Annotated in this window: 22 protein-coding genes; 11 read left to right on the plus strand and 11 right to left on the minus strand. The window is 43.5% G+C overall.

Annotated features, from left to right (window positions below; all coding sequences use genetic code 11):
• Positions 1-27 precede the first annotated feature (27 nt).
• The 9 genes from vanT to IGI78_RS04760 all read right to left on the minus strand — a co-directional run bounded on the left by vanT (position 28) and on the right by IGI78_RS04760 (position 9,570).
• Positions 28-2,130 (minus strand): membrane-bound serine racemase VanT, encoded by a 2,103-nt coding sequence (gene vanT, locus IGI78_RS04720; RefSeq protein WP_430618538.1) that lies wholly within the window; start codon positions 2,128-2,130, stop codon positions 28-30.
• Positions 2,127-2,699: a D,D-carboxypeptidase/D,D-dipeptidase VanXY gene (gene vanXY, locus IGI78_RS04725; protein WP_195265982.1), complete on the minus strand. Its 573-nt coding sequence runs from the start codon at positions 2,697-2,699 to the stop codon at positions 2,127-2,129. The genes vanT and vanXY overlap by 4 nt, the downstream gene beginning before the upstream one ends.
• Positions 2,696-3,748 carry a D-alanine--D-serine ligase VanC gene (gene vanC, locus IGI78_RS04730; protein ID WP_195265980.1) on the minus strand — a complete coding sequence of 351 codons (1,053 nt, stop codon included), beginning with the start codon at positions 3,746-3,748 and terminating at the stop codon, positions 2,696-2,698. The genes vanXY and vanC overlap by 4 nt, the downstream gene beginning before the upstream one ends.
• 339 nt (positions 3,749-4,087) lie before the next feature.
• The gene (locus tag IGI78_RS04735) at positions 4,088-4,636 is read right to left on the minus strand and encodes a TIGR01440 family protein (RefSeq protein WP_077453516.1); all 549 of its coding nucleotides are present in this window, start codon (positions 4,634-4,636) and stop codon (positions 4,088-4,090) included.
• A 5-nt stretch (positions 4,637-4,641) separates the two neighbouring features.
• Positions 4,642-5,121: an ECF transporter S component gene (locus IGI78_RS04740; RefSeq protein ID WP_015510153.1), complete on the minus strand. Its 480-nt coding sequence runs from the start codon at positions 5,119-5,121 to the stop codon at positions 4,642-4,644.
• Positions 5,118-5,906 carry a bifunctional hydroxymethylpyrimidine kinase/phosphomethylpyrimidine kinase gene (thiD, locus tag IGI78_RS04745; RefSeq protein WP_195265978.1) on the minus strand — a complete coding sequence of 263 codons (789 nt, stop codon included), beginning with the start codon at positions 5,904-5,906 and terminating at the stop codon, positions 5,118-5,120. Before thiD ends, IGI78_RS04740 begins: the two co-directional genes overlap by 4 nt.
• Before the next feature lie 103 nt (positions 5,907-6,009).
• Entirely contained in the window at positions 6,010-7,536 is a 1,527-nt protein-coding gene (gene zwf, locus IGI78_RS04750) for a glucose-6-phosphate dehydrogenase (RefSeq protein WP_195265976.1), read from the minus strand.
• A gap of 9 nt (positions 7,537-7,545) precedes the next feature.
• Positions 7,546-8,193 carry a metal-dependent transcriptional regulator gene (locus tag IGI78_RS04755; RefSeq protein ID WP_008377371.1) on the minus strand — a complete coding sequence of 216 codons (648 nt, stop codon included), beginning with the start codon at positions 8,191-8,193 and terminating at the stop codon, positions 7,546-7,548.
• A 141-nt stretch (positions 8,194-8,334) separates the two neighbouring features.
• Entirely contained in the window at positions 8,335-9,570 is a 1,236-nt protein-coding gene (locus tag IGI78_RS04760) for an aminopeptidase (protein WP_195265974.1), read from the minus strand.
• 231 nt (positions 9,571-9,801) lie between these two features.
• On the opposite strand from IGI78_RS04760, the gene IGI78_RS04765 reads away from it, so the two are divergent.
• On the plus strand, positions 9,802-10,377 hold the full coding sequence (locus IGI78_RS04765; RefSeq protein WP_005228861.1) for a TetR/AcrR family transcriptional regulator: 576 nt from the start codon (positions 9,802-9,804) through the stop codon (positions 10,375-10,377).
• A 54-nt stretch (positions 10,378-10,431) separates the two neighbouring features.
• Here the strand turns inward: IGI78_RS04765 and IGI78_RS04770 are convergent, their stop codons facing one another.
• Positions 10,432-10,878 (minus strand): flavodoxin, encoded by a 447-nt coding sequence (locus IGI78_RS04770; RefSeq protein ID WP_195265972.1) that lies wholly within the window; start codon positions 10,876-10,878, stop codon positions 10,432-10,434.
• A 176-nt stretch (positions 10,879-11,054) separates the two neighbouring features.
• Between IGI78_RS04770 and map the strand changes: the two genes are divergently transcribed.
• The 8 genes from map (at position 11,055) to IGI78_RS04810 (ending at position 19,298) form a co-directional block, all read left to right on the plus strand.
• Positions 11,055-11,819: a type I methionyl aminopeptidase gene (gene map / locus IGI78_RS04775; RefSeq protein WP_195265970.1), complete on the plus strand. Its 765-nt coding sequence runs from the start codon at positions 11,055-11,057 to the stop codon at positions 11,817-11,819.
• Between the two features lie 79 nt (positions 11,820-11,898).
• Positions 11,899-12,822 (plus strand): YihY/virulence factor BrkB family protein, encoded by a 924-nt coding sequence (locus tag IGI78_RS04780; protein WP_005237256.1) that lies wholly within the window; start codon positions 11,899-11,901, stop codon positions 12,820-12,822.
• A 19-nt stretch (positions 12,823-12,841) separates the two neighbouring features.
• Positions 12,842-14,068, plus strand: coding sequence for a glycosyltransferase family 4 protein (locus IGI78_RS04785; protein ID WP_086299204.1), 1,227 nt, complete (start codon positions 12,842-12,844; stop codon positions 14,066-14,068).
• A gap of 285 nt (positions 14,069-14,353) precedes the next feature.
• On the plus strand, positions 14,354-15,340 hold the full coding sequence (locus IGI78_RS04790) for an aldose epimerase family protein (RefSeq protein WP_195265968.1): 987 nt from the start codon (positions 14,354-14,356) through the stop codon (positions 15,338-15,340).
• Positions 15,341-15,481: 141 nt separating this feature from the next.
• Positions 15,482-15,928, plus strand: a complete 447-nt coding sequence (locus tag IGI78_RS04795; RefSeq protein ID WP_008377382.1) for a CopY/TcrY family copper transport repressor — start codon at positions 15,482-15,484, stop codon at positions 15,926-15,928.
• A 37-nt stretch (positions 15,929-15,965) separates the two neighbouring features.
• Positions 15,966-16,175, plus strand: coding sequence for a copper chaperone CopZ (gene copZ, locus IGI78_RS04800; RefSeq protein WP_077453509.1), 210 nt, complete (start codon positions 15,966-15,968; stop codon positions 16,173-16,175).
• Between the two features lie 127 nt (positions 16,176-16,302).
• Positions 16,303-18,669, plus strand: a complete 2,367-nt coding sequence (locus tag IGI78_RS04805; protein WP_288362708.1) for a heavy metal translocating P-type ATPase — start codon at positions 16,303-16,305, stop codon at positions 18,667-18,669.
• Between the two features lie 101 nt (positions 18,670-18,770).
• Positions 18,771-19,298: a type II toxin-antitoxin system Phd/YefM family antitoxin gene (locus IGI78_RS04810; protein ID WP_005237249.1), complete on the plus strand. Its 528-nt coding sequence runs from the start codon at positions 18,771-18,773 to the stop codon at positions 19,296-19,298.
• A gap of 161 nt (positions 19,299-19,459) precedes the next feature.
• Here IGI78_RS04810 and IGI78_RS04815 read toward each other — a convergent pair whose 3' ends face one another.
• Complete coding sequence (locus IGI78_RS04815; RefSeq protein WP_081118425.1) at positions 19,460-20,179, minus strand: DUF2087 domain-containing protein; 720 nt, start codon at positions 20,177-20,179, stop codon at positions 19,460-19,462.
• Between the two features lie 178 nt (positions 20,180-20,357).
• On the opposite strand from IGI78_RS04815, the gene IGI78_RS04820 reads away from it, so the two are divergent.
• Both IGI78_RS04820 and IGI78_RS04825 read left to right on the plus strand, forming a co-directional pair.
• Positions 20,358-21,527 (plus strand): pyridoxal phosphate-dependent aminotransferase, encoded by a 1,170-nt coding sequence (locus IGI78_RS04820; protein WP_081118426.1) that lies wholly within the window; start codon positions 20,358-20,360, stop codon positions 21,525-21,527.
• A gap of 187 nt (positions 21,528-21,714) precedes the next feature.
• Positions 21,715-22,623, plus strand: coding sequence for a phosphate ABC transporter substrate-binding protein PstS family protein (locus tag IGI78_RS04825; RefSeq protein WP_081118427.1), 909 nt, complete (start codon positions 21,715-21,717; stop codon positions 22,621-22,623).
• Positions 22,624-22,649: the final 26 nt, after the last annotated feature.

Genomic DNA, 22,649 nt, shown 5'->3' on the forward strand with positions numbered 1-22,649 from the left:
TAATCCGTAAGCGAATGCATTTGTTTTCTACTTTGAACTAGAGGTGATGCGGGAACCTAGGCGGCTGATCAATTCATTGGTAATGGTTTGTGCTTGATCAGCTGTAGTCGTCCAATCGCTGATTACTTCGAGCGAACTTTCGACCGCCAGTTCTGGATAGTCCGTTAAATCGATCAAGAGCATGTCCATACAAACCAACCCAATCTGCGGGAGTAAAACCCCTTGATAAGACAATTGGAATCCTTGATTTGATAGGGCACGGGGGACCCCGTCGCAGTAGCCGATACTAACGATCCCGATCGTGGCTGGTCGATCAAAAACAGTGCCTAGTCCATAGCCGATCGCTTCTCCGGCTGCAACTGTTTTTTTGTCTACCAGTAAGGCTTTGAGTGTCAAAATCGGCTGTACGTTTATCTTCTGTTTTGTTGGTTCATTCGGGACACTTAGTGAACCAGTTAAAAGAATGCCTGGGCGCACATAATCATAGTGTTTCTCTGGGTAATTTAATATTCCGTAGCTGCTTTGCAGATGTGTCAGTCCATAGGCAATATTTCTAGCGGATAAGCCAGCCAATAGATCATCAAAACAAGTGATTTGGGCTTGTGTCCGTAAGATACTTGCCGTATCTAGCTGATCTGAAGAGCCTAGATGGGAAAAAATGCCTGTGATCTTGAGGCATGGCAAGGCATAAAGCTTTCTAACTGTTTCAAGGTCAGGGGCAACGCCTAAGCGGTGCATACCAGTATCTACCGCTAAATGGCATTCGATCGGAATGCTTGTTTGGGCTAAAGCATGCCCATGGTCCTCACTAACGATGGTTTGAATCAAGGAATAATGTTTCAGCTCTTTGGCACGTTGGGCAGAAGTGTACCCTAAAATCAGTAAGCGACTTTTGATGCCAGCTCGCCGTAATTCAATGGCTTCTTCAATGGTAGCAACGGCAAAGAAATCGACGCCGGCTCTTTCTAGGGTGCCTGCGACCGTCTTCGCATCACAACCATAGGCATCCGCTTTAACCACCGCCATCACTTTTGTTGTGGATGGAATCACTCGTTTGATTTCCTGCAAGTTGTGCAGCAAGGCGGGGGCTGAAAATTCTTTGGTTGCCCGTTGCAAGTGGAGCGGCGTTTTTTTCGGAAACGAGAACAGCTTTTGCAAAGCAAAGAGACCATAAATCAACCCGATGGTCAGCCCTAAGACCACAATGTAATTGATTAGATTGTTTTGCAGCAAGGGCAGTTTCTGACTAAGAAAATGGGTCACCGCAATGGTATAAGGATGGAGCAAATAGAGCCAAAGGGACAGTCGACCCGCTTGTTTCCAGATCATGGGTGCTTGCCATTGCTGGATGATCGGAAATAAAAACAAGAGGACGAAGGGCAAAAAAACATACATACTGTCATGTTTCGGCGTGGTAAAGTGATGCAAGAGATAACTTTCCAAAAGCAAGCAAATCAGACTGATCAGCAGATAACTATAGCGATGGGGAGAAGCAGGTTTCTTGGCAAATCTTCTGGCTAGTACCCCTAAGAGCAAAAACAAGGGAGCAAAGAAAATACCGTTGCGAGTTCCAGCCAATAGTTGGAAAATCAGTGAATAGAATGACGCGAGGGGTGTTTGGGCAGCCAGTCCAGACCAACTGTCCCCACCTAAACCAATCACGTATAAACCGATAGCCATGAAAAAGACTTGTTTAAAAGAAAAGCGCACCAAGAGTCCCATCACTAAAAGACTGCCGGTAATGATCGCAGGAAAATACCATAGATGATAAAGGATGCCATTGACTAGCAAAGTTTGAATAAAAGTGCCTAGGGGCATGTTCAATCCTAACATGCCGCTGTACCAAGCAAGCGGCAAAAAGAGCAGTGTGGCTATGAGATAGACTTGCAGCTGCTTTTTAATAAAATGCCAGACACGCTGTCTGGCAGGATAGCTGTTTTGGGTGGCCAAGTCGCTGAACACGTAATATCCGCTGATCATAAAAAAGAAGGGGACGGCGATTCTGAAAAGAGTCAATGTGATCAGGATATCACCATCGGGCCACAATCGATGAAGGGGTAGACAGTGGATCGCCACCACCATCATCGCTAATAGCACTCGAAACTGCTCGATTCCCTGATTCTTCTTCATGCGAACTGCCTCGTGGTCTGTTCAAGATACTGATGGTATTCTTCCAAGGTCCACTGTTGATTGGCCATGATTTGACTATGAGGCAAACCGACATAACGAAAATGCCATGGTTCGTAACCAATCCCTGTAATTTCTTGTTTGTCTGCGGGGTAGCGTAAAATAAATCCGTAGTTCATCATTTCCTGGGTAAATAAATCAGCGGCTGCGCTGTCACGAAACCGTGGACAGATCAAATCATCTTGGCTACCCTTTAATCCAACATCGATCGCTAAGCCTAACTGATGCTCGCTACAGCCGGGCAACGCCACAAATTGTTTCGTATAGGATAATCCATTTTCTTTTAAGGAATATTCCCATAAATGCCGTTGCTGCTTTTCGGTTCGATAGCCATCTAATAAGCAGATCTCGTCTTCAAGTTTTAAGGCTTTGACGAGGCGTTCCCATTGTTTGGCTGCTTCTGGCTGCAAGTAAACTTCTTCTTCACTAAAGGCAGCAAGGACCAAATGAGGCGGTTCTTGGTTTTTTTCTAGCGGAAACTCTTTGCTAACTAACTGTAGATAGGGATTCATTTGACTTCCTCCTTTGCTAAGATAAGCAGTTTTTGTAGTAGTTCTTGATAGGATAAGCCGATCGCTGCCATCATGGCCGGATAGCGGGAGTGATTAGTAAAGCCCGGCATAGTATTGATTTCATTCAAGTATAGTTCTCCTTGGTCCGTGACAAAAAAGTCGATGCGAGCAAGACCTTTAAGACCAAGACTACGATAGAGCAACTGAGCTTGTTCTTTGACCTTGGTTTCAATCGTTTCAGGCAATGGCGCAGGAACGGTGATCTTGGCGCTGATCAGCTGGTACTTTTCTTCAAAATCGAAAAAGCCGTCTACTAATGAAATAGCGTCACAAGCACCGACAGTCAAAGAGTCGTTACCCAAAATACCGCAACCGATCTCAACACCGGCAATATTTTTTTGTAGGAGCACTGCGGAACAATAAGCGAAGGCTTCCTTCAAGGCAGGAGCGATTTCTTCAACACGAGTTACTTTTGTGATCCCTTTTGAGGAGCCCGCTTCATTAGGCTTAAAGAAAACGGGAAAGCCATGGGTCTGGATGAAGGCTTCGATTTGTTGCTGTTGGTTGTCTTGATTTGTCAAGAGAATCGTAGGGGCGCTTTGTACGCCAATCGTTGCTGCAGCTTGATGCAGCAACCATTTGTTCATACATAAGGCAGAGGCTGCCACCCCACAGCCTACATAAGGCAGCTTCATCAATTCAAACAATCCTTGGATACTGCCATCTTCCCCGTATTTACCATGCATAATGGGAAATAAAACATCAGGTACCAACGTTTGCTGCGCTTCACTTAGCCAAAAGCCGTTTCCTTCGAATAGCGGCTGGATTTTCTGTGTATGTTTCCTATCCAACAACCACGTGTCTTGTCGGATGTTTTCCAGTTCTCCTGTATACAAATACCAATCCATAGCATCAGGGGCGATCCCGATCAGAGAGAGGTCATAGTCATAGGGAGATGATTGGAGTGCTTCGATTGCGCTAGTTGCTGAGGCTAAAGAAACGGTGTATTCCGGTGAATTGCCTCCAAAAATAATAGCGATTTTTTTCATGTTTTTCTTCCTTCCACTTTTCGATTCTTGCTACATTCAGTCTATCAAGGAAAGAAAAAAGAAATTTACGGGCTTACTGGTATCTTTCTTTTCTTTTTGTGATGAAATTCTGACGAATTTATGACAAAAGGAAGGCGACAGCTGCCGCTCTTATTACACCAGAAAGAAACTAGCCTTTGAAGTAGAAAAAGCTGCCATATGATGGAGTGGAGAAAATAGTGAAAAAAGAGCACTCTGAAGGAAAGGGGGAGGCAATAGCAGGAACGTTGACACAAAAAAAGCACGCCGAAGCATGCTTTTTCTTTTTGATGAGGGCTTTTCGATTATTATACGATTCGCTTATTGTGCGTAATGCGCACGAGGACCACCAATATATTTGGGCCGTGATCCCAGAGCTGTGACATGGGCAGCGCCGAGGGTCTTGATAGAGGGACGAATTGGGATTTGAACATGTTTGACATGCATGCCGATCGCTGTGTCACCAATATCGATGCCAGCTTTTGCCACTATGTGCTCCACTTCAATAGGCTCATCGAACAGCTGGAAAGCCGCAACTGAGCAAGCACCGCCTGCATGCAGCTGGGGCACTACAGCGACTTCTTCTAAGTGATAGAGCTGAGCCGTTTTACGCTCAACGGCTAAAGCCCGATTGAGATGTTCACAGCCTTGAACGGCTAAATGAATGTTTTTAGGACGCAAGATCGCTCGCAGTGTTTCGACGATGATCATGCCTACTTCTTGACTGGAATTTTTGCCAATCAAGCCGCCCACGACTTCACTTGTTGAACAACCAAGGACAAAAAGATCATTTTCACCAACGTTCGCTGTCGTAATGACTTCTTCAACGATCGTAGTTAAATCCGTTTTTAATTGATTGATATCTGTCATAAGAATCACCTTTCATTTAAAGAAAACTTTTTCGTGCGGCGCAAGGCATGCGTCAGGGGTAAAGCAACGATGCTGCCAAAGACCGTTTGGATCAAATTACTTGGAATCGAGGCGATCCCAGCGCCTAAACCGAATAGCAAAACCGTTGCTGCTGCATAGCCGGCGATCATAATCAAGCTGCCGACAATAACGGCTGCTAATGGCCGGTGGCTCATTCTGCCTACGATCCAGCCTTGTACACCATGAATCACGATGGAAAAGAAGGCCCATTCAGGGTAACCTGATAGAAAATCAATGATGCCGCCGCTCATTCCGCCGACGAAGGCCCCGGCACTAGGTCCAAACAAAAGGGCCGAGATATAGATTCCTGCTTCACATAAGGTCACAAAACCCTTCGTTTGCGGAACAGGAATGATAAAGGTCAAAGAAAGTGCACACGTGAGTGCCGTCAGCATAGCGATCGTCGTTAGGTTTCTTACTTTCATACGTATTCATCCTTTCTGAAGTAGGCAAGTTGATTGACGTTTCCGGAGGTACCTAAAGGTAGCCCCTCTTCGATTCCTGCCCAAACAAATGCTTTTGCGGTTTGGATAGCTGCTTCCAACGAAGTGCCTTTAGCAAGTAAAGCGGCAATCGCTGATGAGAGGGTACAGCCAGCACCGTTGGTTGTGGGGTGGGTACTTTTTTCTGCTTCAAAAACAGTATACTGTCCAGAGTGGTATAAAAGGTCGTAGGCTGTTTCCCCAGTTAGTCGACTGCCACCTTTGATCAGAACATTTGGGGCACCAAGCGCATGGATTTTTTTTGCCGCCGTTTTCATCTCCGCTAAGGAGGTAATCCTTTGTCCAGATAAGTGTTGTGCTTCGAGCAGATTAGGTGTCACTAATGCTGTGGAAGGAAACAAGGAGATCAATCCTGCTTGATACGATTGATTAAAGGCGGTATCTCCTTCTTTAAAAGCAAGCACGGGATCGAGCACGATCGGTCCGGTAAATGCTTGTAAAAAATCCCGCAGCAATTCAATGATGGCCGTTTGATGAAGCAGCCCAATTTTGATTGCATCTAGGGATACGACCGAACGCAGTGAATCCAGCTGTGCTTGGATCACAGGCTCAGGAAGATCATGGAACAAAAGATCATCGTTAATGGCGACAACACAGGTCAATAAGGCATGACCAAACACCCCGAATTCCTCAAATGTTTTCAAATCCGCCGTCATGCCGCCGCCTGCCAAACTGTCAAGACCGGCGATCGATAAGACTTGTTTCATCTTTGCTGCTCCTTTCATTTCTCATTTCTTTCTATTATAAACAGACGGAAAAAAAGAAAAACGGCCAATTGGATGTTTTTTCCTCATCCAATTGACCATTTGCTTATTTTTCATTTAGTAAATCCCGTTCTCGATACCATTCATCGGGACGCCAGATCCATTCAAACCCATCGGCAGCTAAGAGATCATAGGCAGCTTGGGGTCCCATCGTTCCTGCGGCATAGTTTGGAAAATCAGGTGTTTCTTGGTCCCAAGCGTGACGGATCACATCAACGATGCGCCAAGATTGGGCAACTTCATCCCAGTGGGTAAAGTTAGTGCCATCCCCGTTCAAAGCATCTAGAATCAATTTTTCGTAGGCTTCAGGGGTGTTTTCGACGATTTCAGTACTATTTCGGTAATCGAGCTTCACTGGCAATGTTTCAAACCCTTGGCCAATCTCTTTTCCGTTCAAGGAAAGAGAGAAGCCTTCCGTCGGTTGAATGTAAATCGTCAGCACATTCGGTGCCAAACTCTCGATTTGCTTTTGTTCATTCAGGTCTTGCTTAAAGACATTGACTGGGACTTGTTTAAAGACAATGTTGATGCGAGTGCCTTTTTCCGTCAAGCGTTTCCCGGTGCGTACATAAAATGGTACGCCGGACCAGCGAAAGTTATCGATCAAGAATTTCCCAGCAACGAAGGTTTCCGTCGCCGATTTTTCATCGACATTGGCTTCTTCACGGTAGCCAACAAATTTCTTATCTTCTAATTGTCCTTTATTGTATTGACCACGAACGAAGTGTTGTTTCACTTCTTCTTCGGAGTAGATACGGATCGCATTTAAGGCTTTGATTTTTTCTGTCCGTAACTCTTTTTCAGAAAAAGCCACTGGCGGCTCCATGGCTAATAAGGAAAGGATCTGTAGAATATGGTTTTGGACCATATCTTTTAAGGCGCCGCTCTTATCATAATAACCACCGCGTTCTTCAACACCTAAGTTTTCTGCGATATTGATCTGAACATTGTCAATGTACCGATTGTTCCACATCGACTCAAAAATGTTATTGGCAAAACGAATCGCAGAAATGTTTTGGATCATTTCTTTTCCTAAATAATGATCGATCCGGTAGATTTCTTGTTCTGTAAAGACTTGATTGATCTCTTCATTCAAGTCTTTTGCTGAGTCATAGTCGCTTCCAAATGGTTTTTCGATGATCACCCGATGGTAGCCGTCAGTATCCAGCATCCCTTGGGATTTCAAATGAGAAACGATCGTCCCAAAGAAGTTAGGAGACATCGCTAAGTAAAAAATTTGATTGCCTTCTAAATGGTATTTTTGATCTAAGGTTTCCGCTAAATCTTTCAATGAATCATAATGACTCGTATCTGTTACATCATGTGATTGGTAATAGAAATGAGAAGCGAATGTCTCTGCTTGCTCTTGTGAGTCGCTCAATTCTTTGATCGTACCTATTACTACTTCACGATAGTGTTCATCCGACCAAGGACGGCGAGCAGTACCAATGACTGCAAAATCTTCTTTCAAATCGCCTTTTTTGTACAACCGAAACAAAGAAGGGTATAGTTTGCGTTGGGCAAGGTCGCCCGTACCGCCAAAAATCGTAAAAAGGACCTTTTTTTCCATCATCTTCACTCCTTACAGTTTATCGACAAAAATCGTGCTGGCGGCTTTGTAGCTGACAGCAATTTCTTTTGTATCATTTTTGATCGTAATCGGACCCTCGTATGCTGCCGCATCGATGATCTCGTATTCTTCATGAATATTCAATTGGATCGAAACGAGGTAATCCAGCAGTTCTCGTTCGTCAAGGACACGGGCGATACGAATTTTTGTTCCTACCGGATAGGAACTCATGGTGTTTTTTTCGCCTTCGTGAATGAGTTCTCCTTGTTCAGGGATCATTCCACCATGTGGGCAATACCGAGGATGATCAAGGTAGGCTTCTAAGCGGCTCGCCAGTGTTTCCGAGGTGACGTGTTCTAAAACTTCTGCGTCATCATGAACTTCATTCCATGAGTAATGCAGGTGCTCCACAAGAAAGACTTCCCATAAACGATGCTTGCGGATCAGAGCACTTGCAGAAGCTAAACCAGTTTCAGTCAACTGTACCCCTTGATAAGGTGAATGTTCCACTAAGCCTTCTTTTAATAATTTTGAAATCATTTCACTTACTGAAGCTGCTGAGACGTCCAGACCTGACACGATTTGTTTGTTATTGATTTTCTTTTGGTCACCACCAAGCTCTAAGATGAGCTTTAAATAATCTTCACGATTTGGTGTCATCGGATCCATCCTCTCTTATCAAAGACTATCAAAGTAGATTTTATCAAAAAAGCCGGCTGATTACTACGAAAAAAGCCGCCGGTTTCCAATATTCTATGTAAAAGAAGGCCGAGGGGAGCAACTCCACCTCAGCCTTTTTTATTAAGCCCAGTCACCATTGCGGAAGACAGGAACCGTGGTGCCATCTTCTTTGATGCCATCGATGGACATTTGGTCAGAGCCAACCATGAAATCTACGTGGGTTTGGCTGCGGTTCAAACCAGCCGCTGCCAGTTCTTCTTCACTCATCTCAGTGCCGCCTTGCAAGCTGAAGGCATAAGCGGAGCCTAAAGCCAAGTGGTTTGAGGCATTTTCATCGAACAACGTATTGAAGAAGATGATGCCGGATTGTGAGATAGGGGAAGGATCAGGAACTAATGCGACTTCACCTAAAGATTTTGCTCCTTCATCGATTGCTAGCAGTTTGCCTAACACTTCTTCGCCTTGTTCTGCAGAAAAGTCCACGACTTTGCCGTCTTTGAAGGTGAACTTCATCCCAGAGATGATGGTGCCTGCGTAGCTCAATGGTTTTGTACTTGAAATATAGCCATCGATGCGACGATTATCTGGGGCAGTAAAGACTTCTTCTGTTGGCATGTTCGCCATGAATTTTTCATTGCGGGTATTGTAACTGCCAGCACCTTCCCACAAGTGATTTTTAGGCAAACCGATGATCAAATCGGTACCCGGTGCTGTATAGTGTAATGCGCTGAATTGTTCTTTGTTCAATTCTTCGGCTTTAACTTGCAAGGTTTCATCGTGTTTTTTCCAAGCTGCGACAGGATCTTCTTCATAGATACGTGTCGTTTTGAAAATTTGATCCCAAAGCTTGTCTTGTGCTTCTTCAGGGGAAGCGTCAGGGAATACTTTTTGGGCCCAATCTTGACCAGCCGCCGCAACCACAGTCCAGCTGACTTTGTTGGCTTGTGTTGCTTGACGTAATTTCATCATCGCTTTACCAGAAGCAGCTTGGAAAGCGGCCACTCGGTCTGAGTCAACGCCCGCTAACGCATCGGGATTGGCAGAAACGACACTGATGCGGCTCGCACCTTTTTCAACCCAATCTTCTGTTTGATCAATTTTATGCTGAGGAATCGTAGACAAACGATCTTCGGTCGCATGAGTAAGAAATTCTTTTTGGATCTCATCGTCGGTCCATTGGACGATTACTTCGTCTGCACCTAATTCATACGCTTTTTTCGTTAATAGACGAGCTAAAGGTGCTTGGTCCACGGCGATTTGGATGACGATCGTGTGCCCTTTTTGGACATTTACGCCAACTTCAGTGATCAGTTGGGCATATTTTTCAAGGTTCTGATTAAAGTTTGGTAAAACCATTAAAATTCCTCCATTTATTCTAAATTTATAACTGTCTTCATGATAGCACTAAGTATTTTTGAAAACAAACGAAAAAGTGAGCAAAAAAACAGTGGTCTTCAAATTGAAAAACTGGAAACACTAAGGGCAATAATTTTGAAAGTTTTTTTGCAAACTTAAAAAAACATGATACAATAAGTAAAAGGTATTTCTGAAAGCGATGTATAGCAGAATTAAGGAGATTAAAAAATTATGGCAAGAAAGAAAACTATTACTAGAGACCAGATTTTAAAAGCTGCCTATGAAGTTGTCGCAACCGAAGGATTTACACGTTTTACCGCACGCAATATCGCAGCGAAGATGAAATGTTCAACGCAACCGATCTACTTAGAATTTAAAAATATGGATGACTTAAAAAATGCATTGATCAATCAGATTTACGACTACTTAGCGACAGAAGTCTTTCCAGTTGAGAGACGGGGAGATGTCATCGTTGACTTAACGTTAAATTATATTGGCTTTGCAAATAAAGAAAAACGATTATACCGAGCGCTATACTTAGAAGAGCATGGTGGTGGGGATTCCATGCAACAGTTTTCATTTGACCTTTTTGTGAAATCAGTGAAAAAAGAACCAAAATATCAAGATCTATCTGATGTAAAATTACAATCTTTGCACACCGGTGTCTGGATCGTCGCTACTGGCTTAGCGGCATTGATGTCTTCGGGAATCATTCATCCGACAGAAGATCAGATTGCTAAGCTGATGACGGAAACCACCGATAATATTTTAGCAAGAGAAACACCCATCGATATTAGCTATCATTAAGCAAACAATAAACCTCCGGCAGAATCAAGTGATTTTGTCAGAGGTTTTCTTGTTTTATTCAGCGAATGCTTCTGCTAGTTTATTGGCAAAGGCTTCTAAGTTTTGAATATCGTCTTCTTCTGCAGCCAAGTCAACTTTGACGTTGTCTGCTCCTTTTGTCGCACCAGTTTTGCTAAAGGCGGCTTCAAAGTCGTCAACGGATTTACAAAAGTCATCATAAAAAGTATCGCCGGAGCCACAGACTCCAAAGATTTTGCCGCTTAAATCAAGTTCTTGCAAATCTTCATAAAAATCGACGATCTCATCCGGTAGTTCCCCGTCTCCATATGTATACGTTGCGACGATACAGATATCAGCATCTTCAAAGTCATCTGCATCCACTTGGGTACACTCATTCATTTCTACTTCCATGTCAAGATTTTCAAGGGCTTCAGAAACGATATCCGCAATTTCTTCCGTATTCCCCGTCATGCTTGCATAGACGATTTTTGCTAAAGCCATGGGCTTTTTCCTCCAATCTCATTCCTATTCTCAAGGAAAACTCTCTTACAGATTATAGCAAATGCACGAAAGTTTGAAAACAAAACTTGAAAAACTCTTTACAATGTCTGTGAATTTTGTAAAATAAGGGATTTCTATGGTAAAATAAGAGGAATTTAATTAAGGGAGACGAGAACATGATTACATTAAAATCTGCCAGAGAAATTGACCGCATGGCCGAATCCGGCGCGCTGTTAGCAGATGTCCACAAACAATTACGCAGTTTCATCAAACCAGGTATCACCAGTTGGGATATCGAAGTGTTTGTCAGAGATTATATTGAAAGCCACGGCGGCATCGCTGCCCAAATTGGTTTTGAAGATTACAAATATGCCACTTGCTGCAGTATCAATGATGAGATTTGTCACGGATTTCCTCGAAAAAAACCATTGAAAGACGGCGATCTGATCAAAGTCGACATGTGTATTGATTTAAAAGGTGCCATTTCTGATTCTTGCTGGAGTTATGTCGTAGGGAACTCGACGCCTGAGATTGATCGATTAATGGAAGTAACCAAAAAAGCGTTGTATCTAGGAATCGAACAAGCGCAAGTGGGCAACCGAATCGGTGACATCGGTCATGCCATTCAAACGTATGCGGAAAAAGAAGGGTACGGGGTTGTGCGTGATTTCGTAGGACACGGCATTGGCCCAACGATCCATGAAAGTCCGATGATCCCTCACTACGGAGAAGCCGGCAAAGGGTTACGTTTAAAAGAAGGAATGGTTATTACCATCGAACCTATGATCAATACAGGGACGTGGAAAATGAAAATGGATCCTAATGGCTGGACCGCCTATACATTAGATGGCGGTTTAAGCTGCCAATATGAACATAGTTTGGCGATCACCAATGATGGTCCGAGAATTTTAACTTCTCAAGGAGAAGAAGGCACCTACTAAATTTTGGCGGTAGGAGACTTCTGATTGTTACGTATGACAAAGAAAAAAAGGCAGATGATTCGCTGGCGGAGGAAGAAACATGAAAATCGTTGATAAAGTAAAAAGCAATCAAAAGCTGATGCGTTTCATCGAAACGACGCAAAATAGAATAACTGATTCAGAAATGGGGACCACTTCGGTCGTCGTGGCCTACTATTTATTGCTTTCACTTTTCCCGTTAATGATTGCGCTGGGGAATCTTTTGCCTTATTTATCAATTGATCCGAACACGGTTTTATCTTATGTACAGGAATTGATCCCGAATCAAATCTATGATTTTATCGGCCCAGCGATCGAAAATCTTCTCACCACCAGCTCTGGTGGATTGTTGTCGATCTCCGCTTTAGCGGCGTTGTGGTCGGCGAGTCAAAGTATCAATGCCTTGCAAATTGCGATGAACAAAGCCTTCGGTGTGGACCAGCGTTCCAATTTTATCGTGGTGCGCGCAGTATCATTTGTGATCATCCTGCTCTTTATGATTGCGATCGTTGGTGTTACGATGGTATTTGGGCTTGGAAAAATCATTCTTGATTTTTTGCAGCCGATTTTTAAGTTTCAAGACAATCTGATCGATACGTTCCAAACAGTCAAATGGCCAGTCACGATCGTTGCTTTGCTGTTCATCATGATGCTGATCTATTGGTTAGTCCCTAATGCGAAGGTCAAGTTGCGTTCGACTTTGCCGGGGGCGATCTTTGCAACGATTGGCTGGATGTTGCTGTCACAAGTGTTTGGCTTATACGCCCGTTACTTTGCTGCGAAAATCATTGGCTATCAAATTATTGGAAGTTTTATTGTTTTAATGATCTGGTTGAATCTTGCTGCGACGATTATTATCTTGGGTGGAATCATCAACGCAGTGGTAGAAGAGTATGTATCAGGACAAGAGATCAAAGAACGAACAGATCCTGTTCAGCGGATTTCTTCGAAAATCGAGGATACATTTACCAATAAAGAGAAATAACGGAAAGCGAGAATAAACGATGGATTTTGCATTCAAATTTGTAATGCGCTTATTTATAACAATGATCGTGTCTTTAATCCTAACACCGATCATTAAATTGATTTCTTTTAAGATCGGCGCAGTCGATCGACCAGGAGATCGCCGAATCAACACCAAAACAATGCCGACCGCAGGGGGATTAAGCATCTTCCTCTCCTTCTCTTTTGCATTGCTTTGGGAATTTCGCGCAATGATTCCTTTTGACTACGTCTGGCCGATGCTTTTAGGGGCAGCCATCGTCGTAGTTACTGGATTATTGGATGATATCTTCGAGTTGACCCCTATGCAAAAAACGCTAGGCTTGACGTTAGCGGCTTTGGAGATCTATTTTGTTGCCGGCATCAAAATCAGTACGGTTTCGATCCCTTATCTTGGGGTTTTTGATTTGGGGTGGCTTGGACTGCCTATGACCATCCTGTGGATTTTGGCGATCACGAATGCAGTCAACTTGATTGATGGTTTGGATGGTCTAGCGAGTGGGGTCTCTATTATCAGTTTGACGACCATTGGGATCATCAGTTACTTCTTTTTACCGAATTCAGTTGAAGTACCGATGGTGATCTTTACGCTGATCGCCGCGATCGTTGGCTTTTTTCCTTATAATTTTTATCCAGCCACGATTTTTTTAGGGGACACTGGGGCACTTTTTCTAGGTTTCATGATCTCCGTCCTATCGTTGCAAGGCTTAAAAAATGCGACCTTCATTACAGTGGTTACCCCGATGCTGATATTAGGAGTACCGATCACGGATACCGTCTATGCCATGATTCGCAGAAAATTTAATAAACAAAAAATCTCATCGGCGGATAAAATGCACTTGCATCATCGCTTACTTTCATTAGGGTTTACCCACCGTGGCACGGTCTTGACGATCTATGCCTTGGCGATGGTGTTTTCATTTATTGCGTTATTGATGAATTATGCCAGCAACACCGCAATCATTTTACTGATCATCAGTACAGGATTCGGTATTGAATTGTTTATCGAATTGATTGGTTTGGTAGGAGAAAATCGTCAACCATTGATGTGTGCACTGAAATTCCTGGGAAACCGTCGATTTAGGCAAAAAGTCCTCATGGCGCGGGCAGAAAAAAGACAAGACAAGCAAGAAGAGGGAAGCGAGGATTTGGATTTGGCTTCCAGTGCTTCTCAAATCAAAGAAAAGCGACGAAAGAGAAAACATTACCAAGCAAAACACAAAAAATAAACGATACAATTGCGGCATAAGAGCCCAACAGGTGAAGCGAATGTGATTGATCATTGAAGAAAAGACAGGAGCAGCCAGCGCTTCTCCTAGTACTTTCTCTCACGATCAGCTGACCATGATTCAATCAACCCGTTGACCCTTCTTGCCGCTTTTTATTTGTGTAAAACGGCCCGGCATAAAATAAATTCCCACTGAATCCTTCCGTCTTGAATTGACGGATCTAGCCCATAACGGCTATACTTAAAAAGAGTAGCAGACTAATTAAAGAAAGAAGGATATGAACGAATGCCAAATGTGAAACAAATAACCTCAGAAAAAATGGGGACGATTTATGAGCTTTCTAATGATAGCGGTACCATCGTAAGACTAAGTCCTGAAGGCGCACGCTTATTGGATTGGGTCGTTCCAGTAGAAGAAGGCCGCGACATCGTGGTCGGTTATGATACGATCGAAGGACATCGCCAAGCACGTTATTATGGCGCAACGATCGGCCCTGTGGCAGGAAGGATCGCTGGTACTCGCTTTGAGATCGACGGACAAGAATACCAAACGGAAGACAATGATGGTGGCAATACGCTTCATGGCGGTTCCAAGGGACTTGACACCGATATCTGGATCGCTGAAACCTTTGAGGAAGCAGACAATGTCGGCGTGATTTTTACTACCACACGGCAAGATGGCGATGGCGGGTTTCCTGGGAATGTTCGTTATCAAGTCACTTATACGTTGACGAATGACAATGAACTATTGCTTGCTTATGATGCCAGCACAGACAAAGCAACTTTATTTAACCCAACGAACCACGGTTATTTCAATTTGACAGGTGATACCCAACAGCCGATCGATGACCACTTGGTTCAAATCAATGCCGAACATGTGGCTGAAACGAATGACGATGTGACGACCACCGGTGAAAAAACGCCTGTCGCAGGCACAAAGTTTGATTTTAGACAAGAACGCCCGATGGGAACGACGATGTTGGATGATCCGTTCTTATTGGATCATGGGCAAGAATGGGATCTGAAAGTAACCAGTCCCGATCAAAAAGTGCAGCTGACTGTAACCACCGACCGTCCTGCTGTTGTTATTTATACGACGGGTGAAGGAGAAGCTGGTGCACCAATGAAGACTGGTCCTTTTGCCAATCATGGCGGGATGGCGATCGAAACACAAGGTGTTCCTGGCTCTGAAAAATTTCCCCACTTTGGTGAGATCGTACTGCGTCCAGAAGAACCCTTCCACTCTGTAACGACGTATCAGGTCCACTTTTAAGCATAGGAACCAAATCATTTTTAATTATATAGAAAAAAGCATTGTCAAAACGCAGAAAGTTTGGCGATGCTTTTTTTTGACAAAATACGATTACAGATGTAAACTTAAAAATGTGAATCACTTATGAAAGGAAGTGGACAAATGCAATCTGTGGTCGAACCAATCAAAATCAGCGATTCTGAATGGGAAGTCATGCGTGTGATCTGGACATTAGGACAATCCGACGCGAAAGAGATCACCGCTTTATTGAGCGAAAATAAAAATTGGAAAGCAGCGACAGTCAAGACGCTTTTAGGACGACTCGTCAAAAAAGGCGTATTGAAAACAGAAAGCCAAGGAAAAAAATTTGTTTATTCGCCGCTTGTTTCCGAAGAAGCAACCGTTCGCAGCGCAGCTGAGAATCTTTTTTCTCATATTTGTGCCAAAAAAGTTGGGCAGACATTAGCAGAAATGATCCAAGAAGCAGCATTGACGGCAGAAGATTTGGCGATGCTCCAAGCAGCAGTCGACCAAAAAGTGCCAGTAGCAGCGATTTCGTGTAATTGTATTCCTGGTCAGTGCCAATGCAAAACCCATGCAACAAAATAAGTAGCCAACGAACTGTTAAAAGAAATGAGGAATAGTAATGAAAAAAAATATGCAAATCAGCGGAATGAATTGCGCCCATTGTGCGGCAAAAGTTGAAAAAGCGCTTAGTGACGTACCGGGTGTGAAAAAAGCTAAAGTGGACTTGAAAAAAGCTCGCGGAACAGTCAAGTTTGACGAGTCGCAAGTGACAGAAACAGCCTTAGTCAATGCGGTCTCCGAAGCGGGTTATCAAGGGGTATTTGAGTAAGCGATGGAATTGCTAAAGTGAAAAGGAAAAAATCAAAACAAATGAAAAGTGTCCAGCCGCTTGAAGCTTTTGTATGAAGGAGCAAGAATGTACGGATATTCAGTGAAATAGGAAGGGGAATACTAGGATGAATCAGAAAAAAACGTCACCTGCAGACAATCGTCAGACGTCAAGCCATCATAGGCATGAACCTAGGAATGAGCAGGATAATGGTACGCAGGGACAAGAGCAACCTGCGCAATCACAGGTGGCAGAAATCCATGAGATGAATGGGATGGATCATCACAGGGCGACATCAAAACAGCAGGAGCATGAAAGTTCCGATAGAAACCATAGTCATATGGATCATGAAGTTTCCAGAATAAATCATAGTCATAAGGACCATGAGATGTCTGGCATGAACCAGAGTCACACGGACCATGAGATGTCTGGCATGAACCATAGTCACATGAATCATGAGATGTCTGGTATGGATCATAGCCATATGGATCATAGCCATATGGATCATGGAATGGGTGGCATGGATCATAGTATGCATATGGGAAATTTTAAGCAAAAGTTTTGGCTATCCTTGGTTTTGGCGATTCCAATCGTCATTTTATCACCAATGATGGGCATCGAATTGCCCTTTCAGTTCACGTTTCCCGGCTCAGATTGGGTCGTATTGCTTTTAGGAACGATCCTGTTTTTCTATGGCGGGCAGCCGTTTTTAAGTGGTGCGAAAATGGAATTGAAACAAAAAAGCCCAGCCATGATGACGTTGATTGCTATGGGGATCACGGTTTCTTATTTTTATAGTCTTTACGCGTTTATCGCCAATCATTTTCTTGCTGTTCCTCATGTAATGGATTTCTTCTGGGAACTAGCGACTCTGATCGTGATCATGTTGTTGGGGCATTGGATCGAGATGAATGCAGTTTCTAATGCTGGCAATGCATTACAGAAATTAGCAGAACTATTGCCAAAAGAAGTGATTCGGAAAAATGCGGATGGATCAGAAGAACAGATTCCATTAGAAGAAGTGACCAACAAAACACAGTTGATCGTTCGCTCAGGAGATAAGATTCCTACAGACGGAACGATCCTTGAAGGAGAAACAACGATCGATGAGTCGGCAGTTACTGGTGAATCCAGACGGGTACCTAAAACCATTGGCAGTACTGTCATTGGAGGATCTGTCAACGGCAATGGTACCATCACGATGGAAGTCACAGGAACTGGGGAAGACAGCTACTTAGCGAAAGTCATGGAAATGGTGCGAAAAGCCCAAGCTGATAAATCCCGCTTAGAAGCACTTTCGGACAAAGTGGCAAAATGGCTGTTTTATATTGCGTTAGTTGCTGGTGTCTTGGCATTTGCTGTATGGCTGTTTGTTGCTGACCTACCGACTGCTCTTGATCGAATGGTCACGGTATTCGTCATTGCCTGTCCCCATGCGTTAGGGCTAGCGATTCCCCTCGTGGTTGCTCGCTCGACATCGATCGCTGCCAAAAATGGCTTGCTCTTAAAAAATCGCAACGCACTGGAGAATGCGCATCATGTTGATTATCTGATCCTCGATAAGACCGGTACGTTAACAGAAGGAACGTTTACCGTAACTGGCATCGAGGCGACAGGCAGTCTTTCTGCATCAGAAGTACTCGCTTACCTAGCAGGTCTTGAGAAAACCGCCAATCATCCGATCGCAGAAGGTATTTTAGCCCAAGCTGAAAAGGAAAACATTACAGCCAAAAAGACGACTGATGTTCAAACAAGGACAGGGATTGGTCTGGAAGGCGTGATCGATGGACAGAAGTGGTTGATCGTCAATCAAAAAGGATTGGAGCAATTAGCCATTCAGTATCAAGGGAACTCCTTGGAAAATTATCAAGAACAGGGCAATACCATCAGCTATTTGGTTCATGACGGCAAAGTGGAAGGAATCGTCGCATTAGGGGATAAGGTGAAACCAGAAGCGAGTCAATTTATTCAAAAAGTGAAAGACTTAGGCATCACACCAGTTATGGCTACTGGAGACAACCAAGAAGCGGCGCAAGCCGTAGCCGATTACCTAGGAATCGAAGCCTTCCATGCGGCAATGTTGCCAGACGATAAAGAACGTCTAGTCAGTGACTATGTCAAAGAGGGCAAGCGCGTCGTAATGGTAGGCGATGGGATCAATGACGCCCCAAGTCTTGCAAGAGCGACGATCGGGATTGCGATCGGAGCGGGTACCGATGTAGCGATCGATTCAGCCGATGTCGTTTTGACGAATAGCGAACCTCAAGACATCTTGCACTTCTTGACTTTGGCGAAAAAAACAAGACGCAAGATGATTCAAAATCTCTGGTGGGGCGCAGGATACAATATTTTTGCCATTCCTTTGGCAGCTGGCGTCCTCGCACCGATCGGGATCATTTTGAACCCAGCAGTCGGAGCTGTCTTGATGTCTATGAGCACGATCATCGTTGCCATCAATGCAATGACCTTGTCAATCGAAAAAAGCGGCGATTAGCCGCTTTTTTGTTTCTTTTCCTAGGAGCAGTGAAATACCTCTATAATCTGCTTCTGGATTTATGCTATAATGTGTTCGTTGAGACAAGGAGGACGTTGATTATGGAACTGAAGAAGTTGGATGTTCCCACTACTTCAATTACTGAAGTAAAAAAATCTCCGATGGATGTATTTAATCAAGCGCGAGAAGCAGGAACAGCAGTATATGTATTCAATCGTGAAAAAGTGGCGGGGGTCATGTTGACACAAGAGCAGTATGAAACGTTATTGCAGGAATTAGATTATTTGCGTCAGCGACCGCTGATGGAAGAAGAACCCGAACAGCCGCCAGTGGCAGGGCTAGAGGAATTCTTACAAATCATGCGGCAAGCGCTGATCACCGGTGCCAGCATCTCGGCAAAAAATTTAGATGAGCGGATGGTGGCGTTAGGCTTCATCACTCGTAAAACAGGTTTTGGCGGTGTCGTCGATATGGTGAACGAATTGAAAGAAACAGGCAAGATTGTTTATCAGTTGCGCAAAAAACAAGACGGCAAATCGGTGACTGCTGAAGTCATTGGGGAACAAGACAATCAAACGCAATTATTTGATAAATTGATCATCAAAAAAATCTTTCTAAAAGAAAAATAAACGCTGGAACTTGTCCCAGCGTTTCAGACAGTAGACAAAGTACGGGTGTTTTCGTACTTTGTCTTTTTTTTGTAAAAAACTGGAGCTTTTTGACTTTTTAACACTGTGAAAGATACTGTCCATCCATCCAACAAAAGTTCCAGCCAGTTACAGACTAGGTTTTAAGTCAACCAGTAAGTTTTCCCGTCTTTCGTCCGTTGCATAAATCCGTATTCGATCAAATAACGTCGGACAGTGACGTAATCGGTGATCGCTTGTTTTAATACATCGTTGACGGCAGCTTCTGAATAATTTTTCTTTGGATCAAATTTTTGTGCCAGTACACTTAAGACAACGATCTTGCGCTTTTCTTTGCTGGGAAATTGTTTGATAAACCCCGTTTCATCAAAATAAGTGGCAATGATCTTTTCTCTTTCACTAGCCGTAATGGCATAGCGATCATCAAGCATCGTCGCCCCTTTGTGAGGCGGTAGCAACGGGCTATCTTGCAACAAGGACATGATACTTAGAAAAACAGTCGCTTGTCGCTGCTTTTCTTTTAGCTTAAAGCGATGATTCCTGACAGTCGAAGAAGAGATAGCTAAGCGCTGGGCAATCACAGTATCGCTAATATCTTGGGCAAACAATTGTAAAATCTCCTGTTGGCTCTCTGATAAGCCTGTTTGTTCTTTGGGTAAAGCCAACAATGCGGATAGAACGGTTCCGTGATGCTCAGTGATATGCTGCATCATTCGTTTTTTTGCCGTAAAAAAGGCGCCATCAACGGGATAGATTTCTTCTTTGTCGAAGGTCTCCTGACAAAATACGCAACAATATTCCGTTGATGTTGCGACATATCCTTGCTGGTAATCAGAAATGGTAAACTCTTGATAAGGTTTCATTTTGGGTGCTCCTATTATTGTTTATATATATACTAACATAAGTTGATTTCGTTTGTAAATAAGCAAACGGATTTATCGTTATTAGATTAATTTCATCCGTTGCTTAAAATCGTCGCCTTTTTGTGTTAGGATTAACAACAATAGCGAATGAATTTGCTTAATTCAAAGGAGTGATACTATGGCAGACGTAAGCCAACGCTTCAATCACGAAGTGTACAATATAGCTGTTTCATTGATTCGTAAATTTGATGAACGGGTTTCTTCAATTCCTGATATTTTAAAGTTAACGTTAGGCGAGCCGGATTTCAACACACCGGAGCACGTGAAAAAATCGGGTGTCCAAGCAATTGAACAAAATTTCAGCCACTATTCTGGAATGGCAGGCTTAGCAGATGTTCGGCAAGCAGCCAGTCTCTTTTTGAAAAATAAATATCAGCTTGATTACGACTTTCAATCAGAAGTATTAGTGACGATCGGTGCAACGGAAGCAATCTCAGCTTCGTTATTAGCCACGCTGGAACCTGGTGATAAAGTGATTCTACCAGCACCAATTTATCCAGGCTATGAACCAGTCATCCATTTAGCTCATGCCAAACCGATTTATCTTGATACGACGGACAATGACTTTGTTTTAGCGCCAGACGTTTTGGAAGCAGCCTTAAAAGAGCATGGGGAGCAAGTCAAGGCAGTCATTTTGAATTATCCTAGCAATCCAACAGGGGTCGTTTATACCCGAGAACAAGTCAAAGCATTGGCAGAAGTTTTAGAAAAATACCCCGTTTTTGTTATTAGCGATGAAATTTATAGTGAGTTGACTTATGATGAAACCCATGTATCCATTGCCGAATACTTGCGGGACCAAACGATCGTGATCAATGGCTTGTCGAAATCTCACGCGATGACTGGGTGGCGTGTCGGCTTCATTTTTGCACCAGAAGCGTTGACTGCTCAGATCATTAAGGTTCACCAATACTTAGTGACTGCGGCATCAACGATTTCTCAAAAAGCAGCTGTGCGGGCATTGATCGAAGGCATCAATGATGCAGAAGTCATGAAAGCCGATTACCGTGAACGTCGAGATTACTTGTTTGAAAAAATGACTGCCCTTGGTTTTGAAATGGCGAAGCCATCTGGTGCATTCTACATTTTTGCCAAAATACCAGCTGGTTTCAACCAAGATTCCATGGCTTTTTGTGTCGACTTAGCCGAAAAGAATCAATTAGCAATCATCCCGGGTATCGCCTTTGGTCCCGAAGCAGAAGGCTATGTTCGTTTAAGCTATGCGGCAAGTATGGAAAACTTGGTGGAAGCGATGGATCGCTTGACACGCTATATGCAAAGCAATTGATTCTACAAACGTTTCTTTCGTTTTTAGATAAAGTAAGCCCCCTCTGATGGATTCAGTGGGGGCTTTTATAGGCAATCGACGAACTTTACAAAAGATTTACATCGCTTTATCGATTCTTTACATGAAATCCATCAAGGGTTTACACCGCCTTGCTAAACTAAGCATATAACGAAAGGAGATTTACTAAATGAAAAAATTGGGACTTTTATTTTTTGCAACTGGTTTATTATTAGCTGGCTGTGGGAGCGGTGGCGCAAGCACTGAGAGCAGTCAAGCATCAGGCGGATCTTCATCAGGTACCGCATCAAATGAAAATGTAGAAATTTTAGCGGTAGGCTCAACTGCATTGCAACCCTTGGTTGAAGCAGCAGGTGAAAGCTTCTCAGCAGACAATCCCAATTATACAATTACGGTTCAAGGTGGCGGTAGCGGAACTGGCTTAAGTCAAGTAGAAGCAGGCGCTGTGACGATCGGTAATTCCGATGTTTTTGCGGATGAAAAAGATGGTGTGGATGCCAGCAAATTAGTTGACCATAAAGTAGCTGTAGTTGGTATGGCACCAGTAGTGAATAAAGACGCAGGCGTTACGGATCTTAGCCAACAAGATTTAATCGATATCTTTACAGGCAAAGTGAAGAATTGGTCTGAACTAGGTGGAGCAGATCAAGAAATCTCTGTAATCAACCGCGCATCAGGCAGCGGTACGAGAGCGACCTTTGAAAAATGGGGCTTAGATGGTGCAGAGACGATCCAAACACAAGAACAAGATTCTTCTGGAACAGTTCGTAAAATCGTTGCTGAAACACCAGGAGCAATCAGCTACCTTGCTTTATCCTATGTGGACGATTCGATCCAAGCGCTATCTCTTGATGGAGTAGAAGCAACTCCTGAAAACATTGCAGATAACAAATGGCCAATCTGGTCTTATGAGCATATGTACACGAACGGCGAGCCAGATGCTAACGTCAAAGCCTTTCTTGATTACATCATGACAGACGATGTCCAACAAGGAATCGTTATCGAATTAGGATATTTGCCAATCACTGATATGAAAGTAGAACGCAGTGTAGACGGCGAAGTAACGAATGTTGAATAAACAGTTTTCATAAGGTACAAAAAAAG

It is taken from the genome of Enterococcus sp. DIV1767, from assembly GCF_050542585.1.
In the GTDB taxonomy this organism is placed as follows: Bacteria; Bacillota; Bacilli; order Lactobacillales; family Enterococcaceae; genus Enterococcus_D; species Enterococcus_D innesii.

Coding starts and splice junctions, on each gene's coding strand:
- IGI78_RS04790 (WP_195265968.1), top strand. CDS start 14,354: ATGCCAAATGTGAAACAAATAACCTCAGAAAAAATGGGGACGATTTAT.
- vanT (WP_430618538.1), bottom strand. CDS start 2,130: ATGAAGAAGAATCAGGGAATCGAGCAGTTTCGAGTGCTATTAGCGATG.
- IGI78_RS04815 (WP_081118425.1), bottom strand. CDS start 20,179: ATGAAACCTTATCAAGAGTTTACCATTTCTGATTACCAGCAAGGATAT.
- vanC (WP_195265980.1), bottom strand. CDS start 3,748: ATGAAAAAAATCGCTATTATTTTTGGAGGCAATTCACCGGAATACACC.
- map (WP_195265970.1), top strand. CDS start 11,055: ATGATTACATTAAAATCTGCCAGAGAAATTGACCGCATGGCCGAATCC.
- IGI78_RS04770 (WP_195265972.1), bottom strand. CDS start 10,878: ATGGCTTTAGCAAAAATCGTCTATGCAAGCATGACGGGGAATACGGAA.
- IGI78_RS04785 (WP_086299204.1), top strand. CDS start 12,842: ATGGATTTTGCATTCAAATTTGTAATGCGCTTATTTATAACAATGATC.
- copZ (WP_077453509.1), top strand. CDS start 15,966: ATGAAAAAAAATATGCAAATCAGCGGAATGAATTGCGCCCATTGTGCG.
- thiD (WP_195265978.1), bottom strand. CDS start 5,906: ATGAAACAAGTCTTATCGATCGCCGGTCTTGACAGTTTGGCAGGCGGC.
- IGI78_RS04805 (WP_288362708.1), top strand. CDS start 16,303: ATGAATCAGAAAAAAACGTCACCTGCAGACAATCGTCAGACGTCAAGC.
- IGI78_RS04810 (WP_005237249.1), top strand. CDS start 18,771: ATGGAACTGAAGAAGTTGGATGTTCCCACTACTTCAATTACTGAAGTA.
- IGI78_RS04795 (WP_008377382.1), top strand. CDS start 15,482: ATGCAATCTGTGGTCGAACCAATCAAAATCAGCGATTCTGAATGGGAA.
- vanXY (WP_195265982.1), bottom strand. CDS start 2,699: ATGAATCCCTATCTACAGTTAGTTAGCAAAGAGTTTCCGCTAGAAAAA.
- IGI78_RS04780 (WP_005237256.1), top strand. CDS start 11,899: ATGAAAATCGTTGATAAAGTAAAAAGCAATCAAAAGCTGATGCGTTTC.
- zwf (WP_195265976.1), bottom strand. CDS start 7,536: ATGATGGAAAAAAAGGTCCTTTTTACGATTTTTGGCGGTACGGGCGAC.
- IGI78_RS04735 (WP_077453516.1), bottom strand. CDS start 4,636: ATGACAGATATCAATCAATTAAAAACGGATTTAACTACGATCGTTGAA.
- IGI78_RS04765 (WP_005228861.1), top strand. CDS start 9,802: ATGGCAAGAAAGAAAACTATTACTAGAGACCAGATTTTAAAAGCTGCC.
- IGI78_RS04760 (WP_195265974.1), bottom strand. CDS start 9,570: ATGGTTTTACCAAACTTTAATCAGAACCTTGAAAAATATGCCCAACTG.
- IGI78_RS04825 (WP_081118427.1), top strand. CDS start 21,715: ATGAAAAAATTGGGACTTTTATTTTTTGCAACTGGTTTATTATTAGCT.
- IGI78_RS04755 (WP_008377371.1), bottom strand. CDS start 8,193: ATGACACCAAATCGTGAAGATTATTTAAAGCTCATCTTAGAGCTTGGT.
- IGI78_RS04820 (WP_081118426.1), top strand. CDS start 20,358: ATGGCAGACGTAAGCCAACGCTTCAATCACGAAGTGTACAATATAGCT.
- IGI78_RS04740 (WP_015510153.1), bottom strand. CDS start 5,121: ATGAAAGTAAGAAACCTAACGACGATCGCTATGCTGACGGCACTCACG.